We start from the raw sequence: 17,178 nt of genomic DNA on the forward strand, positions 1-17,178 counted from the left end.
GCCCTTCGAGATGCTCTGGGGGGAGAGCAAGCGGGGGGCATAGAGGGGGGAGCGTCGACGCGGTGCGGGAGGAATCCGGTGATCAGACCGGATGGGGGCCGCGCCGCGTCGACACACTCACATGCTCACTGACCCAGTGACGCCAACGCGTCGCCGGTGGTGAGAACAGGCCCGACCCCCGGTGACGGCTGGGTCAGTGCGAAGGCGAGCAGCGCATCCGCGGACTGGCGAGCACTCTCCCCGGTCAGCGACATGCGACCGGCGATGAGCGCGGCGACCAGCGGTGTCGAGAACGACGTACCACTCCAGCGCGCCATGCCGGTGAAGTCCCGGATCTGGCCGGTGTTGGGTGGTTCGGTGCACTCGTAACTCCCGGTCAGGAACGCGTTCACCAGGTTCTCGCCCGGCGCGTAGACATCCACCCAGCCACCGAAGTTGCTGAACGACGCGCGGTCGCGCCCGTTGTCGGCGAGCGCTCCGACCGACACGGTCTCCGGGAACGCGGCCGGCCAGAAATAGTCCCGGCTGTTCTCGTTCCCGGCCGCGGCCACCAGGACCAGACCGTTGACCCGATTCAGCCGGGTCTGGACGAACACGTCGAGTCCGAGCGCCGGAAGGTCGAAACGCGTCCTGGTTCCGGCCGACAGACTGATGATGTCCGGGGCCAGATCGAGTACTTCGTCAAGCGCCTGGGCGAGATCGAACTCCCACATCGCGCCGGCACTGGTGAAATAGCTCTTGACCACCACCTCGACATTTCGCGCCACCGCCCGCAGTACACCGGCGATGAAGGTGCCGTGACCCGCGTACGGCCGGATCCGGCCGGAGGGAAAGAAGGCGTCCTCCGGATCGCCGGTCACGCCGTTCAGCCAGTACGCCGCGGGTGCGTCGGACCAACCGACATCGAGCACGACCACCTTCACTCCGCGTCCGTCGGCGGCGCCGGCGGGCAGGAACGGAGTCGGCAGTACCGGGTCCGGCGGAATGCCCTGCGCGACCTCCTCGGGTTCGGTGGCCGGACACGGGCTGACGCTGGGAGTCACGTAGAACAAGTGCTCCGGCGTGACGGCCCCGCGGCCGAGCCTTTGGTCGGCAAGAGCCAGGAAGCGTTGCGTGGCGTTCGGTCCCTCCGGTGCGTTCGGCGGAACCTTGTCCGGCAGCAGCAGCCGGGTGACCCCGCCGATGCCGCCCTCTCCTGTCGTGCCGCCCTGGAAGAGTTCGACCACGCGGGGCAGATCCTTGTCGCGGACCAGCACCGTGCCGATGCGGTACAGATAGTCGGCGCCTTCCTTTTCCCACTCCGGCGGATGGACACCGACGTCCCGTCCGAATGCCTCCAGGATGAGTTTGATCTGGGCGATGTACTTCGGGTCCTGTTGGTCGGTCGTTTGATTTCCTGCTTTTTGCGCCATTCGGTGGGCGATCCCCTTTGAATCGTTAACCCGGGATTCGACGAAATCGTCGAACGGACCGATATCATTTCACCGTGCAGACGGCCGGGGGGAGTGTCGGAACGGCGGTTGCACCGAATGATCTGCTGCCGCTGGCTCTCTCGCGCCCGCACGACGCCATCGCGGCGGCTCGATCGTTGCTCGCCGGCGACCTGGATCCGGACGCCGCATCCTGCGCGCACCAGGCGATCGGGATCGGCCTGCGCCAGCTCGGCGATGTGGAGACAGCGATCCGCGAGCTCCGGATCGCGCTGCGACTCACCGAGACCGCGGGCCGGCCCGAGCGCGAAGCCGACGTCCTCGCCACCCTCGGCGCGACCCTCGGTCGCGCCGGCCGCAGCCGCGAGGGACTCACCCACCTGGACCGCGCGGTGAGCCTCAGCCGCGGAGCGCTCTCGGGCCGCGTTCTCCTGCGGCGTGCCGACGTACTGCTGATCCTGGGCAGACATCGCGAGGCGCTGGACGATCTGCGGATCGCGATCAGCCGGCTGCGGCGGTCCGGCGACCGGGTCTGGGAGGCGCGCTGCCGCAACTACCGCGGATTCATCCAGCTCGAGATGGGCGTCACCCGTCAGGCCGACACCGATTTCGAACAGGCCGGCCGGCTGTACGCCGCGAGCGGCCAGGAGTTCGAGTACGCCGAGACTCGCCAGAACCGTGGCCTCGTCGCGTTCTCGCGCGGCGATCTGCCGGCGGCGCTGCAGTACCTCGACGAGGCCGGGCGCGGGTTCGCGGAGGTCGGTGTGGTCTGGCCCGAGCTCGCGATCGACCGGTGTGCTGTCTTGCTCGCCGCGGGTCTGCCGACCGAAGCGCTCGCCGAGGCGGACCAAGCGATCGTCCGGATGGAGACCGTCGGCGGGCAGGCCACGAAGCGAGCCGAGGTACTGTTCGCGGCGGCGACCGCAGCGCTGGCGGCCGGTGAGCTCGAGACGGCTCGTTCTCGCGCAGAGAGCGCGCGCCGGCTGTTCTCGGCACAACGTCGTCCGTGGTGGTCGGTCCGCGCGTCGATGGTGCAGCTCGACGCCCGCTACCAATCCGGCGAGAGCGGTCCGCGGCTGCTGCGGCAGGTGACTGAGACTGCCAGGCGTCTCGACACCCTCGGCGCGACAGAAGCGTCGGCTGCGCACCTGCTCGCCGGCCGGCTTGCCTTGACCGACGGACGAACGCGGACAGCCGAGCGCCAGTTGGAGCTGGCTGGGCGGCGGACCCGGGACACTCCACCACTCGCCCGCGGCGCTGCCTGGCTCGGCAAGGCGTTGAGGTCCGAGGCCAGGGGAGACGTCCGCGGAATGCTGACCGCCTGCGCCCGTGGCCTCGACGCGCTGGACGAGCATCGCCTGATGATGGGTGCGACCGAACTGCGAGCACGCGCGACCGGTCATGGCGCGGAGCTGGCCGGACTGGCGCTCCGCGATGCGTTGCGACGCGACAATGCCCGGAGCCTGCTGAAGTGGGGCGAACGCTGGCGTGCCACCGCACTCACGATCCCTCCCGTGCGTCCACCGGACGACCAGCAACTCGTCCACGATCTCGCCGCCCTGCGCGACGTCGTACGACGGCTGGACGCGAAGCGCGAGGGGGACGGGACCGACCCGGCCCTCGATCGTGAACGGCGCCGCCTCGAGAAGGCGGTGCGAGAGCACACGCTCCGAGCGCACGGGCATCGCTCGCACCCAGAGACCTCCGGGTTTCAGATCGACGAGTTGCTCGACGAACTCGGTGACACAGTGCTGGTCGAGTTGATCGAGATCGACGGAGTCCTGCATGCCGTGGTGGTTCGCGACGGCCGGATCAGCCGGCTCACGGTCGGGCCGATGGCGGCGGCCGAGATCGAGGTGGAGCGGTCTCGGTTCCGGCTGCGCTGGCTGGCCCATGGACGATCGAAGTCAGGCCCTTCGCTGGACGTGCTGGGTGCCCGGCTCGGCAGCGCGATCCTCGGCCCGGTGCAGAACGTTCTCGGGGATCGGCCTGTCGTGATCGTGCCGCCCGCGCGTTTGCAGGCGTTGCCCTGGGGGTTGGTGCCGTCGCTGGATCGTCGCGCGGTGAACGTCGTACCGTCGGCGGCGACCTGGTTGCGGGCGCGGCGGTTGCAGCCGCCGTCCGATCGACGAGTCGTCCTGGTGCTCGGCCCGGGACTGCCGGCCGGTCGTGCTGAGGTCGCGCGCCTCGCCGAGCGGTACCCGGGTGCGACTGTCCTCGCGGACGGCGACGCGACTGCCGACAGAGTGCTGAAGGAACTCGACGGTGCGTGGATCGGCCACATCGCGGCGCATGGCACGTTCAGGTCCGACAGTCCCTTGTTCTCTTCGCTGCGCCTGGACGACGGTCCGCTGACCGTCTACGACTTCGAGCGGCTGCGGCGGGCGCCGTACCGATTGGTGTTGTCGAGTTGTGAGTCGGGCCTCGCGAAACCGGTCGGCGCCGACGAGTTGCTCGGACTCAGCAGCAGCCTCGTGCCGCTCGGCGCGGCCGGCATCCTGGCCAGCGTCGTACCGGTGAACGACCCGGCCACCGTGCCACTGATGACAGCGCTCCACGACCACCTGCAAGCCGGTCAGCCGCTGGCCGCTGCGTTCGCGCTCGCCCGTGCCAAGGTCGGCGACGACCCGGTCGCCCGTGCGGCTGGCCGGTCGTTCGTTGCACTGGGAGCGTGATTCACACCATGTATCAACGCGCGGCCCGCGGACTCCGTATCAATGACGGCGGGCGGAAGGAGCGGGGGAATGCGGGATGATCCGACCGTCGTCAGCCTGGTCGTGCGAGCCGGGGACGGGGACGAGGGAGCCTGGGACGAGCTGGTGGAGCGGTACGCCCCACTGATCTGGTCCATCTGCCGCCGGTACCGGCTTCAGCCGGGAGACACCGACGACGTGGGTCAGGGCGTGTGGCTGCGGCTGATCGAGCATCTGCCCCGGCTTCGCGAACCGGCCGCACTGCCGGGCTGGATCGCGACGACCGCGCAACGCGAGTGCCTGCGCCTGCTGCGGGTGTCGAGCCGGGTCGACCCTGTCGACCCGGTGGACTCGCGGGATGGGGGAGAGCACGCCGTGGATCACGCGGTGGCGGAGGAGGAGGTGCTGCGGCACGAACGACGGCGGATCGTCCGGACCGCCTTCGGCCAGCTGTCCCAGCGCTGTCAGTTGCTGTTGGCAATGATCACGCGGGACCCGCCGGCGCCGTACGACGAGATCAGCCGCAAGCTGCACATGCCGATGGGCAGCATCGGGCCGAACCGGGCCCGCTGCCTGGACCGGCTGCGGCGGGCGCCGGCACTGGCGACACTGGTGGACGAACACTGAAACGAGCACTGCTGACGAACACTGAGGGATCAGTGAGGAGGTGGGAAGCATGACGGAGACCGGCTGGAACGACGACGAGCTCCTCGACGCCTTGCGCGACGCGCTACAGACCGAGCGGGAGATGCCACGGACGTTCGTCGACGCGGGGAAGGCGGCGTTCGTCTGGCGGACCATCGACGCAGAGCTCGCCGCCTTGACCTACGACTCGGCCTGGGAGAGCGCGGATGCCGCGCCGGTCCGGTCGGAGAGCGCCACCTTGCGCGCGCTGACGTTCGCCTCCGAGGGCTGGACGATCGAGATCGAGCTGACGCCGACCGGCGTACTCGGCCAGTTGGACCCGCCCGAGTCCGGCACGATCAGTGCCCGCGGCCACAGCGGTGAGGTGGCCTCGGCCGAGATCGACGACCTCGGGTTCTTCGTGCTCTGGCCGATCCCGGCCGAGCCCTACCGCCTGATCTGTACGCCGGCCTCCGGGCCGACGATCCTCACCGGCTGGGTGACGCCGTAGCCGACCCCTGGGGGGCCGGCTACGGCGCCCGGTGTCAGCCCAGGTAGTCGCGCCACGGGCCGGTGATGGCCAGCGTGATGCCCGGGGTCTGGATGTTGACGAAGAGCACCTTGCCGTCGGCGGAGAACGTCGGACCGGTGAACTCGGAGTCGTTCAGCATGTTCCGGGCGATCGCGTACGTCGGGCCGCCCGGGGTCGCGCTGAGCACATGGCTGCTCGCGGTGCCGTCCTCGGCGAGGATCAGCGAACCCCACGGGGTGACGGTGACGTTGTCCGGACCGTCGAAGTTGTAGTCGTCGTACTTCGCCTCGGCGCCCTTGTTCGCGGCGGCGCTCTCCGGGAAGTACGTGACCAGCTGGATGGTCTTGGCGTCGTAGTTGTAGAACCAGACCATGCCGTCGTGCGGGACGCCGTCGGCCGGCAGGTCGGCGGTGCCGCCCTCGGCGAACGAGTTGACGACGTACACGCCGTCACGGGTGCCGTAGACGCCCTCGAACTTCTTGCCGCGGGTGACCTGGCCCTCGGTGAACTGGTTGCGCACCGAGACGGTCAGCCCGTCGCGGTCGGCCACCGGCACCCACGCGACCCGGAACGGCCGGAGCAACTGCGCCGAGGTCAGGTAGGCGACGTCCGGGATCGGCTTGCCGTCGTCACCGAGGATCGCCATCGCCTCGAGCGTGCCGAAGTCCTTGTCGGCCAGGTCGTTGTAGCTGCGCGAGCTGAGCTTGTAGCCACGCGGCGCGGACCAGCGGTAGAACAGGCCGTTCGGGCCACTGGCGTCCTCGGACAGGTAGATGTGGGTCCGCTCCTCGTCGATCGCCAGCGCCTCGTGGGCGTAGCGGCCGAGCGCCTTCAGCGGCACCGGGTGCGCGGTCTTGCCGTCGGCCCAGACCTCGAAGACGTACCCGTGGTCCTTGAGCCGGGTGGTGCCGTTGGCCTTGCTCTCGGTCTCCTCACACGTCATCCAGGTACCCCACGGGGTCGGCCCGCCGGCGCAGTTGGTGAGGGTGCCGGAGATGCCGACCCACTCGCCCTGGTTGCGACCGTCCTTGTCGACGGAGATGACGGTGCAGCCGCCGGCCGAGCCGACAGCCGAGTCGTACACGGTGCCCGGGATCTGCGGCACACCCAGCGGGTCGTTGGCACCGATCTCGTGGTTCTGGATCAGCGTGTAGCCGTTGTGGTCGTTGTCGACCACGGCGGTGCCGTCGTGCAGCGACGGGGTCGGCTGGCCGCTCTTCAGCTTGGTCTCGCCGGCGTGGGTGACGACCTTGTACCTGAAGCCGGCCGGCAGGGCCAGCAGGCCGTTCGGGTCGTCCAGCAGCGGCGGGAACGGACGGTGCGTCGGGAACGGGCCGGGACCGTGCTGCGAGTGCGAGACCGGGGTGGCCTCGGCGAGTGACGGCACCGAGCCGACGGTGGCGAAGCCGACGCCCGCGGCGCCGGCAGCGGCACCACGGAGAACGGAACGGCGATCGACTGACATGAATGCTCCTCAAGCATTTAGTGGCGGACCAACGCGGGCGACAGCCGGAGATCCTGTGTTCTCGAACCGCACAGACTCGCTCGGCGGCACTGCGGGCCGGGACCTCTCCCGCAGGGCGACGGTGTCCGCCCGAGCGTGGATGATCCTGCCGTCGGTCGGCTGCCAGACGGCAAACACCATCTGAACAACTCAGTGGTAATCGCCGAGCGGCCTCGGCTCCGGTCGTGATGCCTATTGACAATCGATAGGTAGCCACCGATAGTCGATGCATGAATCTGGTCGACCGGGTCGTCGTACCCCTCCGGATCCTGCTCGTCATGCTGTTCGCCGGCCTGGTGGTCGCGCAGGCGCTGAGCATGCCGGGACAGTTCGCGTACATGGCGAAGGAAGACCCCGACCTGGCGTACCTGCGCTGGCCGCTGACGATCTGGGCGATCCTGGGACTGCTCTGCGTGCAGGTCGTGATCGTGTGCACGTGGCGCCTGCTGACGATGGTGAAGGCCGACCGGATCTTCACCGAGGAGGCGTTCGCCTGGGTGGACGCGATCCTGTGGGCGCTGAGTGCCGCCTGGGTTCTGCTGTTCGCCGGGTTCGTCTACCTCGGCTTCCTGGCCGACGACCCAGCGTTGCCGATCCTTCTGTTCGGCATGGTGCTGAGCGGCGCCGTCCTGGTGCTGCTGATGGTGGTGATGCGGGCCCTGCTCAGGCGCGCCACCACACTGCGGTCCGATATGGAAGCGGTCATCTGATGCCCATCGTGGTGCGCATCGACGTCGAGCTCGCGAAGCGGAAGATGAGCGTGGGAGAGTTCGCCGAGAAGGTCGGTCTGACACCGGCGAACATCGCCGTACTGAAGAACGGTCGCGCCAAGGCGGTCCGCTTCAGCACGCTCGAATCCATGTGCCGCGTGCTGGAGTGCCAGCCCGGCGATCTGCTGGAGTTCGTCGAGGACTGATGCTCGGTAGGCTGCGTGGATGACAGGGCTCTCGGGCGCTGAGGTCCGGCGCGTCGGCAACCACTTCGTGAAGCGCGACCCGGCTGTCGGCGCGGAGGCGGAGCGGCTGGAGTGGCTGGCGCGGCAGGGGATCGAGGTGCCGCGGATCGTCGATCATCGCCAGGGCGTGCTGACGACTTCAGTGGTGCCCGGCGTACCGGCCTCCTTCGACTGGTCTGGCGAGCAGTGGCCCGCCGTCGTGGCGACGTTCGTGGAGCTCGCCCGCGCCCTGCACAGCCTGCCGATCGAGGACTGCCCCTTCCGTCGCGACCTGGACACGACCATCGCGGAGGCTCGCTCGCGAGTCGCCGCGGGCCTGGTGGATCTGGACAACCTCGAGGATGCGTACGCCGGCTGGACCGGGGAGCAACTGCTCGCGCAGTTGGAGCGGACCCGGCCGGCGAGCGAGGACCTGGTCGTGTGTCACGGCGATCTGACCCTGGACAACGTCCTGGTCGACCCGCGGACCGGCGGGCTGACCGGGGTGATCGACGTCGGCAGGCTGGGCGTCGCGGATCGATGGCTCGATCTGGCGATCCTCCAGCGGGAGCTGACTGCGGAGCCGTTCGCCGCGTTGCTGGCCGGCTACGGGCTGACCGGGCCTGACCAGGACAAGCTGGCTTTCTTCATCCTGCTGGACGAGTTCTTCTGAGGCTGCAACGGCGGCCGCCCGCGGAGCGTCTAGGGTAGGAGGTGATCGTGATGCGAGTGTTCACTGTGCTGGCCGCGCTCTTCCTGCTGGTTGCGTGCGGCAACGAATCAAACGCGGGAGAGGAGCCGTCGATGACACCGTCCAGCAGCGGCGTGTCTGAGAGCGATTCGCCGCCGCCGTCGGGACCGGCCGAGCAGGCGAAGGCCGATCTGGTGAAGCGGCTGGGCGTCGACGCGGCGCAGGTCGCAGTGGTCAGCTCCGCCGAGGTGATGTGGCGCGACGGCAGCCTCGGTTGCCCCGAGCCCGGCATGCACTACACGCAGGCGCTGGTGAACGGCAGCCGCGTCGTACTGGAGTCTGGCGGCAAGGAGTACCACTACCACTCCGGTCCGAACCGGCCCCCGTTCCTCTGCGCGAATCCCCAACCACCTGTAGGCGGCTGACCGATGGCAGTTCCCGGGCAGAAGGTGCCGGACAACGCCCCGCCGGCGCTGGCCGACACCGAGTTGTACGCCGTCGACGCGTACCTGGCCGAGTTCGACTCTCCGATCGTCGAGGTCGACGCGGAGCAGCGCCGGGTGGCCTTGCGGCGTACGGCGTTCTTCCCGGGAGGCGGCGGTCAGCCGTACGACGTGGGCACGCTGCGCTGGGCCGACGGCTCGGCGCCGGTCACCCGGGTCAAGCGCGAGGGACCACTGCTCTGGCACTGGCTTGACGGTGAGCAGTTGCCCGGTCCCGACGACGAGGTGCACGGCGAGTTGGATTGGGAACGCCGCCACCTGACCATGCGGACGCACACCGCGCTGCACATTCTCTGCGGTGTGATCTGGGCGGACCACCACGTCGCGGTGACCGGCGGCAACATGGATCCGGGCAAGGGCCGCCTGGACTTCGCCTTCGACTCGATGTCGGCCGAGTTCGGCCGCCGGATCGAGGCCCGGATCAACGAGGAGATCGCGGCGGCCCGCGAGATCGTCGTCGACTTCGTCGGCCGTGAGGTCGCCGACGCCGACCCGGCCCTGATCCGGATCGCCGCGCACCTGATCCCGCGCGAGATCGACCCGCTCCGCGTCATCGACATCACCGGTCTGGACAAGCAGGCCGACGGCGGCACCCACGTCCTCACCACTGCCGAGGTCGGCTCCGTCAAGGTCACCGGCACCGAATCCCGAGGCAAAGCCAACAAACGCATCCGCCTCGAAGTCCACTAGGCCCGGTGGCGGGTTGTTTGCTCGCTGCCGAGACAACCTCCCGTCATCGGTGGAACAACCCGCCAGCGACCCTGGTGCTCAAGCGTTGAGGGCTTCGAGGATGGTGGCCGTGACGGCGTCCGGTTCGGAGACGCTGAGGGCGTGGGAGGCCCCGGCGATCTCGCGGACGTTCTTGGCGCCGGCGCGGTCGGCCAAGAAGCGGTGCAGGGCGACCGGGATGTTGCGGTCCTGGTCGCTGAAGACGAACCAGGACGGGATCGTCTTCCAGGCCGGGGAGTCGGTCGGCAGGCCGGTGGTGAGTGCCGCCTGGGTGACCGGGCGCTGGGTCGCGGCCATGAGTGCGGCGGTATCGGCCGGTACGTCGGCGCAGAACTGCTGGTGGAACACATCCGCGCGGATGGCGAGCTCGTTGCCGCCGGTGCTGACCGGGTAGGCGTTCAGCGCCTCACCGAGCGTGCTGCCCGGGAACTTCAGCGAGAGGTCGAAGGCGTTCTCGCCGGTGTCCGGAGCGAACGCGCAGACGTAGACCAGGCTCTTCACCGCGTCGTTGTTCGCCGCCGCCTCGGTCATCACGAAGCCGCCGTACGAGTGGGCGACCAGCACCACTGGCCGGCCGAGGCCGGCGATCACGTCACGGACGTACGCCGCGTCACCCTCGACACTGCGCAGCGGGTTGGCGACGGCGACGGCGTCGATGGACTGGGCCTGCAACTGTTCGACGACGCCGTTCCAGCTGGCGGACTCGGCGAAGGCGCCGTGCACCAGCACGACGACCGGGTTCTGCTCGGGCATGGTGAGTTCTCCCCTTGATTCGGTGTTGCTCCTTGTCCATCAGGACCGGACACCCGCCCGGAATGTGACAGCGCTGAAGATCGCGGTGGCTCCGGTCGTGAACTACTGACCGGTCCGTGAGACGAACCGCCGACAACCCGCGCGAGCACCCGTTTGTCTTGGCAAAGTACTGCGGGAGACCGTCAATGACTTGCGCGAGGAGGACAAGGTGTCGAAACCGCTCAACATCGCGGTCCTGGGATTCTGGCACGTTCACGCGAAGGACTACGCCCGGCAGACCCAGCAGCATCCGGGGACTGAACTGGTCGCGGTCTGGGACGACGACCCAGGACTCGGACAGGCGGGTGCGGACGACTTCGGCGTCGCGTACACCGACGACCTGGATGCTCTACTGGCACGGGAGGACATCGACGGCGTCACGATCACGACGCCCACCAACGTCCATCGCGACGTGATGGTGAAGGCGGCCAACGCCGGCAAGCACATCTTCACCGAGAAGCTGCTGGCGCCGACCGTGGCCGAGGCGGAGGAGATCATCGCCGCCGCCGACGCGAACGGCGTCAAGCTCATCGTCTCGCTGCCGCGGCTGTATCACGGCTACACCCAGGCGATCCGCGAGGTGATCGACAGCGGCCGGCTCGGGCAGCTGGACTACGGCCGGGTCCGCCTCTCCCACGACGGCGCCCTGCCGAGGGACGGGCAGGAGGGCTGGCTGCCGCAGCGGTTCTTCGAGCCGAAGACCGCGATCGGTGGCGCGCTGACCGACCTCGGTTGCCACCCCGTGTACCTGACCCAGCTGTTCCTCGGCTCCACGCCGGAGACGATCAGCGCGACGTACCGGTCGGTCGCCGGCCGCGGCCTCGAGGACAACGCCGTCGTCACCGCCGGGTACGCCGACCAGAGGATCGGCGTGATCGAGGCCGGGTTCGCCAGCCGGAACCCGTTCACGATCGAGCTCTTCGGGACCGAGGGCACGCTGACCTACACCGACGACGGGAACGTGCTGAAGGTCGGCGACGAGCAGTTGCCGGTGCCCGAGCACAGCCAGGACGCGTTCGGGCAGTGGGTCGACCACATCACCGAGGGGACCCGCGCCGACGACAACATCAGCCGGGCGGTCGAGCTGACCCGGCTGGTGGTGGCCGCGAACGAAGCCGCGGAGACCGGACGATCGATCGCCTACAAGTGAAGGGACTGCCGATGATCAAGGTTGGGCTCATCGGGGCCGGCGGCATTGCGTCGGCACACATCCGCGGCTACCAGGAACACTCCGCCAAGATCGGCATCACCGCTGTCGCCGACGCCGTGGAGGCCACGGCCGCCGCGCGGGGCGAGGAGCTGGGCGCGACGCCGTACACGGACTACCGCGAGATGCTCGCGAACGAGGACCTCGACGCGGTCGACATCTGCCTGCCGCACCATCTGCACCGCGACGCGATCGTCGCGGCGGCCGAGGCGGGCAAGCACGTGCTCTGCGAGAAGCCGCTGTGCCTGTCGGCGGACGAGGCCGCGGACGTCCGCAAGGCGGTCACGAAGAGCGGGGTGACGCTGATGTGCGCGCACAACCAGCTGTTCATGCCCACGGTCGCGAAGGCCAAGGAACTGCTCGAGGCCGGCACGATCGGCACCGTCTACGAGGTACGGACGACCGACAGCTTCTACAACAACTTCGACCCGAGCAGCATGGGCTGGCGTGCCAGCAGCGAGACCAGTGGGGGTGGCGAGCTCATCGACACCGGGTACCACCCCACCTATCTGATGCTGCACCTGGCCGGCGGACTGCCGGTCGAGGCGACGGCGATGCTGTCCACCCACCGGCTGAAGTTCATGGAGGGCGAGGACTCCGCGCAGGTCCTGATCAGGTTCGACAACGGGGTCGTCGGTCAGATGGTGACCAGCTGGGCCTACCAGCCGGCCGCCTCCACCGAACGGTTCTCCGCCGTCGGGGAGCTCGGCTCCCTGCACAGCGACGGTACGTCGTTGTCCTACCTGCTCCGGTCCGGCGAGACCGAGACGTTCGAGCTGGAAGCGGTCGACACGTTCGTCGCCGAGATCGGGCACTTCGCCGACTCGTTGCTCGGCAAGACCCGCCCGCTGCACACCGAGGAGGAGGGCATCGCCGTCCTCGGAATCCTCCTGGCCGCCTACGAAGGATCCCGCACCAAGACGATCGCCCCGATCCCGAAGGTCTAGACCTCCTTGAAGTAAAAGCCTTCGGCCAGGTCGTCCAACAGGCCCGGGTGAGTGGGCTGCCAGTCGAGCAGCTCACTCGTCCGGGTCGCTGACGCCGGGTGGTCGAGGGCAGCGAACGCCGCCAGATAGCCGATGTACTCGGCCGCCTGCTCCGGCGTGACCGAGCGCGCCGGTACGTCGATACCGCGTCCGATCGCCTCGGCGATCCGGCGCAACTCGACGCCCTCCTCCGCGACCGCGTGCAGCCGGGTGCCCGCGGGCGCCGACTCGAGTGCGAGCCGGTACAGCCGGGCCGCGTCGAGCGTGTGCACCGACGGCCAGCGGTTCGTCCCGTCGCCGACGTACGCCGCGAATCCGTTCCGGCGGGCGAAGGTGATCAGCCCGGGCACGAAGCCGGTGTGGTCGAGCGGGCCGTGCACGATCGGCAGCCGGACGACCGAGGACCGGATGCCTTTGCCGGCCAGGTCGATGACGAAGTTCTCTGCGTCGACGCGGTAGCCGCCCGGCAGGGTGTCGTCCTCGGTCCCGGTGCGACCGAGGCCGGCGTGACCCAGCAGGCCGGTTCCCGACGTACCGACGAACGGCTTGTCCGTGCCGGCGAGCGCATCGCCGATCGTTCGGACAGCGGCCAGATCGGTCTCGGCCGCGCCGGCCAGGTCGCCCGCTTGCATGGCGTCGTGCGGGAACGCCAGGTGGATGACGCCGTCGGCGGCTCGGGCCGCGGCGCGCAGACCGTCGAGGTCGTCGAGGTCGCCGCGGACCACGTCGGCACCCCATTCGGTGAGCCGGGCGGCGGAGGTGTCCGAGCGAGCCAGGCCGGCGACCGAGTGGCCGTGCTGGAGGAGTTCCGGGACGACTGCGGAGCCGAGGTGACCGGTGGCTCCGGTGATGAACACGTGCATGGGTGGTTCCCTTCGGTGATGTCAGTCAGTGACATCACACAGCCTACACAGGTGATGTCACTCGATGACATCGGCTAGGATCTGAGCCATGGCGCGGTGGGAACCGGATGCGGCGGGACGGCTGCGAGAAGCGGCGATGGCGCTGTACGCCGAGCGCGGCTACGAGCGCACGACCGTCGCCGAGATCGCGGACCGCGCCGGAGTGACCGCGCGGACGTTCTTCCGGCACTTCGCCGACAAGCGCGAGGTACTGTTCGCCGGCTCGGAGGAGCTCGAGCGGCGGATGGTCGAGGCGGTGCTGGCGGCGCCCGAGTCGGCCGGCCCGATGGACGCCGTCGCGGCCGGGGTGCTCGCCTCGGGCGAGTTCTTCGTCGACCGTCGCGAGCACTCGCGCCGCCGTCAGGCCGTCATCACGGCGACGCCGGAGCTGCGCGAGCGCGAGTTCATCAAGATGGCGTCGCTCGCCGCGGCCTTCACCGAGGCGCTGCGCAAGCGAGGCGTCGCGCCGGAGATCGCCTCCCTCGCGGCGGAGACCGGAGTGGCGGTCTTCCGGGTCGCGTTTGAGCGCTGGGTCGCGGACTCTCACGACACCGACATCACCGAAATCATGCGAGCCACCCTCGCCGACCTGTCCAGCCTGACCGCCTGACCGCCTGACCGCCTGACCGCCTGACCGCCTGAACCGCCGAAGCCGGCCGGGACGCGTGGTCCCGGCCGGCTAGCGGAGCGTCGGCTTCAGCCTCAGCCGATGGAGATGCGGTCGAGGTCCGGGGCGGAATCCTCGTCGTTGAAGATACGGAGGATGTTCGCGCCCTCCTTGAGTTCGACCGGTACGGCGACCGTCTGGACGGTGGAGTTGCCGATGCCCGTGACCGACGCCTCGGTCGGGGCACCGCCGTTGACGGAGACGAAGTACGACTTGGTCCCGTTGACCGTGTAGTCCAGGTAGAGCTGGTACTGGCCGGCCTGTGCCACAGTGACGTCCGGAACGACCACGTGCGCGTCGTCCGAGCCGCCGAGGTTGCGGACCTTCTGGCTGCCTGAGCATCCGGAGCAACTGGTCACACCGGCACTGCCGATCTGGTTCAGCGAGCTCTCGGCCTCACGCATGAACACCCGGTCGGCCGGGCGCACCTGGATCGGGACGGTCTTGCTCACCTTGTGCGGAAGGCCGACCGTCTCGAACGACACCTCGACCGGGACCTGCACGGGGCCGGTCTGGCCCGACGCTGGGCTGGTGATCGTCCATGAGCCGCTGAGCGTCTGACCCAGCCGCAATCCGGCCGAGGTGACCGGATCGCCCGACACTGTCCAGCCGGACGGCACGGCCGGAGCCATTCGCACGTTGTCGACCGAGTCCTCGTCCAGTCGCAGATCGGCCGACACCTCGACCGACTGCTGACCCGGACCGACCCACACGACGCCGGAAGGCTTCACCGTCATGGTCGTCTTCGGCACGTACGACGCCGGTGGCATCGGACCGACGCTGATCCGGTCGAGTCCGGCAGTGCCCGACACCTGGATCGTGTTGGGACCAGCCTTCAGTGGTACGGCGACCGCCGTACTGCCGGGGACCTCCGGGTTGCCGGCATCCAGGTCGGCCGTGATCGGAGCCGCACCGTTGACGCGGATCGCGAACGTGCCGACGGCCGACGTCGTACCGTCGAGCTGCAGGCGGTAGGTCCCGTCCGCAGGAGCCTGGACGTCCCGGTAGGTGACGCTGCCGCGGTCCAGTCCGACCACCTGCGCAGAGCCTGAGCAGGCCGTGCAGATGTCGATCCGGGATGCACCGCTGTTGTGGAACTCCGCCTCCAGTGGCAGCGGGTTGGCCAGAGCCTGCGGGTAGGCGTAGCCGACATTGATCTCGTCGATCTTCAGCTGCCGGTAAAACGGCGGCGACTGCGGGCCCGACCAGGTGTTGAGCACCTCGAGCTTGAGGTAGCGGGTGAGCTGGTTGCCGATGTCAATGAACTGCACCCCACGCCGGCTCGGCATCGCGCTGGTCCGCACCGTCTTCCACTGCTTGCCGTCGAGGCTCACCGACACCTTGTAGTCCTTGATCCGCGCTGAGTCCTCCGGTCGTCCGAACGACTCCCGTGCGTGCGTCGGCGACCACTCCGTCTGGTTGACCGCCAGGTACGTCGCCGGCCGCGGCCGGCCCAGGTCGAGGGTCGTCGCGACCGGGAACTGCCCGTTGGCGTCCCAGTAGTCCGGGTAGCTGCCGTCGACGAGGTTCGAGGCCGGGTGGTCGGCGGTGGCGGCGGTGCCCGTCGCGGTCAGGATCGACTGCGGATACAGCCCGGCCTGCCCGCCCGTGGTCACCTTGAACACCGTGTCGTAGGTGTCCCAGTCGGTCACCCCGAGGATGGTGAGGTAGCCGGCGGACTGGTTGAACCGGAACTTCTTCCCGGTCCGGACGTCCGTCACCCCGGTGATCTGGTAGCCGTTGTCCCGCAGTCTCACCAGGTCCTGTGACTTCGGCTTGGTCAGCACGTGCACGTACTGCGTCCGGGCGTTGTCCGCGAGCGTGATGACGCCGTGCGTCCCGTCGTTCCAGAACCCGGGCTGCATGCCGCCGTACATGTAGCCGCCGCCGTTGGTCTTCGTCAGCGAGGACCAGACGGGCGGCAGCCACTCTGCCATGAAGTTGTTGAAAGCGACCTGCTGTGGCGGGAACTTGCCGTTCACCATCGCGGTCTCGGCCATCAGCGACTTGATCGAGGATCCCGCGTTGGCGACGTACCGTCCGACGCTGAGTCCGTAGTCGACCTTGCTGTCGCTGCCGTCGTACCACCACTGGCCGGAGGTGGGCAGCTTGTAGTCCGCCTCGGTCAGCCGCGGCATCGGCGTAAAGGTGGCCTGCGGGTAGTCGTAGGCCGGTGTCATGCCGGTCTTCTGCTCGTTGCTGACCGTGTCCATGATCGGCGTGTCCTCGTTGTTGTTGCTGAGCAACCACGAGGGACGCTGCTGGCGGATCTGCTCGTACAGGCCGTGCTGTTCCCAGTAGGCGTTGTCGTTGTCGATCCAGAAGCCGGACAGGTCCGGATAGTTGTCCATCACCTCGTGGAACAGGTCGTAGCTGTACATGCCGAACCCGTCCCGCGTGGTCAGGTCGACCTGCTGACCCTTGTACGCCGAGTAGGCCGCCGAATCGAGGGTCTCGACCCCGGGCACCTCGTTGTGCCACTGCGGGTCGTCGGTCATGTAGAGCAGCACGTGCACGCCCTTGGCCTTGCCGGCCGCGACCAGTTCGCCCAGGAAGTCTCGTTGCGTGGAGCAACTACCGGGGATCTTGGACGGCCACGGCCGGGCGTAGCCGAGGCGGCTGTGGAAGGTGGCGAGCACGATGTACGACGCGTGCAGTTTCTGCGCCTCGTCGACCCAGTAGTCGGCGTTCCAGCCACCGGCGGTGACGTCACGCTCCCAGGCGGCGCAATCGGTGTGGCGAGGCGCAGTGAACATGCCCCAGTGCAGGAAGAGCCCGGCGGTGGAGTCGCGCATCCACTGCTGGCGCGGGTTCTCCACCTCCGCCCGGGCGGGTGTGGTGCTGAGCAGCGCGGCGAGCAGGGCCAGCGCGAGGGCGAGCGCGCTGAGCCGCCGCCGGCGCCGGGCAAGTCGGAGGGCCATCGGGGTTCTCTCACTTCCAGGTGGGCGGGAGAAATAATGACAACAAGATTGCCTATTGAGAGA

The 17,178-nt window shown here is 68.8% G+C and carries 16 protein-coding genes; 11 read left to right on the forward strand and 5 right to left on the reverse strand.

Annotation, left to right across the window (positions count from 1 at the left end; translation table 11 throughout):
* Positions 1-125: 125 nt before the first annotated feature.
* Positions 126-1,412, reverse strand: coding sequence for a S8 family peptidase (locus tag OG817_RS10560; protein ID WP_406053578.1), 1,287 nt, complete (start codon positions 1,410-1,412; stop codon positions 126-128).
* A gap of 74 nt (positions 1,413-1,486) precedes the next feature.
* Between OG817_RS10560 and OG817_RS10565 the strand changes: the two genes are divergently transcribed.
* The 3 genes from OG817_RS10565 (at position 1,487) to OG817_RS10575 (ending at position 5,258) form a co-directional block, all read left to right on the forward strand.
* Entirely contained in the window at positions 1,487-4,105 is a 2,619-nt protein-coding gene (locus OG817_RS10565) for a CHAT domain-containing protein (RefSeq protein ID WP_406053580.1), read from the forward strand.
* 69 nt (positions 4,106-4,174) lie between these two features.
* Positions 4,175-4,750 carry an RNA polymerase sigma factor gene (locus OG817_RS10570; RefSeq protein ID WP_406053583.1) on the forward strand — a complete coding sequence of 192 codons (576 nt, stop codon included), beginning with the start codon at positions 4,175-4,177 and terminating at the stop codon, positions 4,748-4,750.
* Positions 4,751-4,799: 49 nt separating this feature from the next.
* Positions 4,800-5,258: a hypothetical protein gene (locus OG817_RS10575; RefSeq protein WP_406053585.1), complete on the forward strand. Its 459-nt coding sequence runs from the start codon at positions 4,800-4,802 to the stop codon at positions 5,256-5,258.
* Positions 5,259-5,292: 34 nt separating this feature from the next.
* Here OG817_RS10575 and OG817_RS10580 read toward each other — a convergent pair whose 3' ends face one another.
* Complete coding sequence (locus tag OG817_RS10580) at positions 5,293-6,744, reverse strand: alkaline phosphatase PhoX (protein WP_406053587.1); 1,452 nt, start codon at positions 6,742-6,744, stop codon at positions 5,293-5,295.
* Between the two features lie 269 nt (positions 6,745-7,013).
* Between OG817_RS10580 and OG817_RS10585 the strand changes: the two genes are divergently transcribed.
* Genes OG817_RS10585 through OG817_RS10605 form a run of 5 tightly spaced genes read left to right on the forward strand, consistent with a single transcriptional unit; the run spans position 7,014 to position 9,601 of the window.
* A complete protein-coding gene (locus OG817_RS10585) occupies positions 7,014-7,493 on the forward strand; it encodes a DUF2975 domain-containing protein (RefSeq protein WP_393382427.1) in 480 nt (159 codons plus the stop codon).
* Positions 7,493-7,699, forward strand: a complete 207-nt coding sequence (locus OG817_RS10590; protein ID WP_393382429.1) for a helix-turn-helix domain-containing protein — start codon at positions 7,493-7,495, stop codon at positions 7,697-7,699. The genes OG817_RS10585 and OG817_RS10590 overlap by 1 nt, the downstream gene beginning before the upstream one ends.
* A gap of 19 nt (positions 7,700-7,718) precedes the next feature.
* On the forward strand, positions 7,719-8,390 hold the full coding sequence (locus OG817_RS10595) for an APH(3') family aminoglycoside O-phosphotransferase (RefSeq protein WP_406053590.1): 672 nt from the start codon (positions 7,719-7,721) through the stop codon (positions 8,388-8,390).
* A 50-nt stretch (positions 8,391-8,440) separates the two neighbouring features.
* On the forward strand, positions 8,441-8,833 hold the full coding sequence (locus OG817_RS10600; RefSeq protein ID WP_406053592.1) for a hypothetical protein: 393 nt from the start codon (positions 8,441-8,443) through the stop codon (positions 8,831-8,833).
* Between the two features lie 3 nt (positions 8,834-8,836).
* Positions 8,837-9,601, forward strand: a complete 765-nt coding sequence (locus OG817_RS10605; protein WP_360449131.1) for an alanyl-tRNA editing protein — start codon at positions 8,837-8,839, stop codon at positions 9,599-9,601.
* Positions 9,602-9,679: 78 nt separating this feature from the next.
* On the opposite strand, the gene OG817_RS10610 is transcribed toward OG817_RS10605, so the two are convergent.
* A complete protein-coding gene (locus tag OG817_RS10610) occupies positions 9,680-10,393 on the reverse strand; it encodes an alpha/beta fold hydrolase (RefSeq protein WP_406053594.1) in 714 nt (237 codons plus the stop codon).
* 208 nt (positions 10,394-10,601) lie between these two features.
* Here OG817_RS10610 and OG817_RS10615 point away from each other — a divergent pair, with 208 nt between their 5' ends.
* On the forward strand, positions 10,602-11,582 hold the full coding sequence (locus OG817_RS10615; protein ID WP_406053596.1) for a Gfo/Idh/MocA family protein: 981 nt from the start codon (positions 10,602-10,604) through the stop codon (positions 11,580-11,582).
* An 11-nt stretch (positions 11,583-11,593) separates the two neighbouring features.
* The gene (locus OG817_RS10620; RefSeq protein WP_406053598.1) at positions 11,594-12,586 is read left to right on the forward strand and encodes a Gfo/Idh/MocA family protein; all 993 of its coding nucleotides are present in this window, start codon (positions 11,594-11,596) and stop codon (positions 12,584-12,586) included.
* Here OG817_RS10620 and OG817_RS10625 read toward each other — a convergent pair.
* A complete protein-coding gene (locus OG817_RS10625; protein ID WP_406053600.1) occupies positions 12,583-13,488 on the reverse strand; it encodes an SDR family oxidoreductase in 906 nt (301 codons plus the stop codon). The two genes, OG817_RS10620 and OG817_RS10625, sit on opposite strands and share 4 nt — an antisense overlap.
* 88 nt (positions 13,489-13,576) lie before the next feature.
* On the opposite strand from OG817_RS10625, the gene OG817_RS10630 reads away from it, so the two are divergent.
* The gene (locus OG817_RS10630; protein ID WP_396393380.1) at positions 13,577-14,137 is read left to right on the forward strand and encodes a TetR/AcrR family transcriptional regulator; all 561 of its coding nucleotides are present in this window, start codon (positions 13,577-13,579) and stop codon (positions 14,135-14,137) included.
* A gap of 92 nt (positions 14,138-14,229) precedes the next feature.
* Here the strand turns inward: OG817_RS10630 and OG817_RS10635 are convergent, their stop codons facing one another.
* Positions 14,230-17,115, reverse strand: coding sequence for an alpha-L-fucosidase (locus OG817_RS10635; protein ID WP_406053603.1), 2,886 nt, complete (start codon positions 17,113-17,115; stop codon positions 14,230-14,232).
* Positions 17,116-17,178 lie beyond the last annotated feature (63 nt).

Origin of the sequence: Kribbella sp. NBC_00889, from assembly GCF_045207705.1 — a bacterium.
Taxonomy (GTDB): Bacteria; Actinomycetota; Actinomycetes; order Propionibacteriales; family Kribbellaceae; genus Kribbella.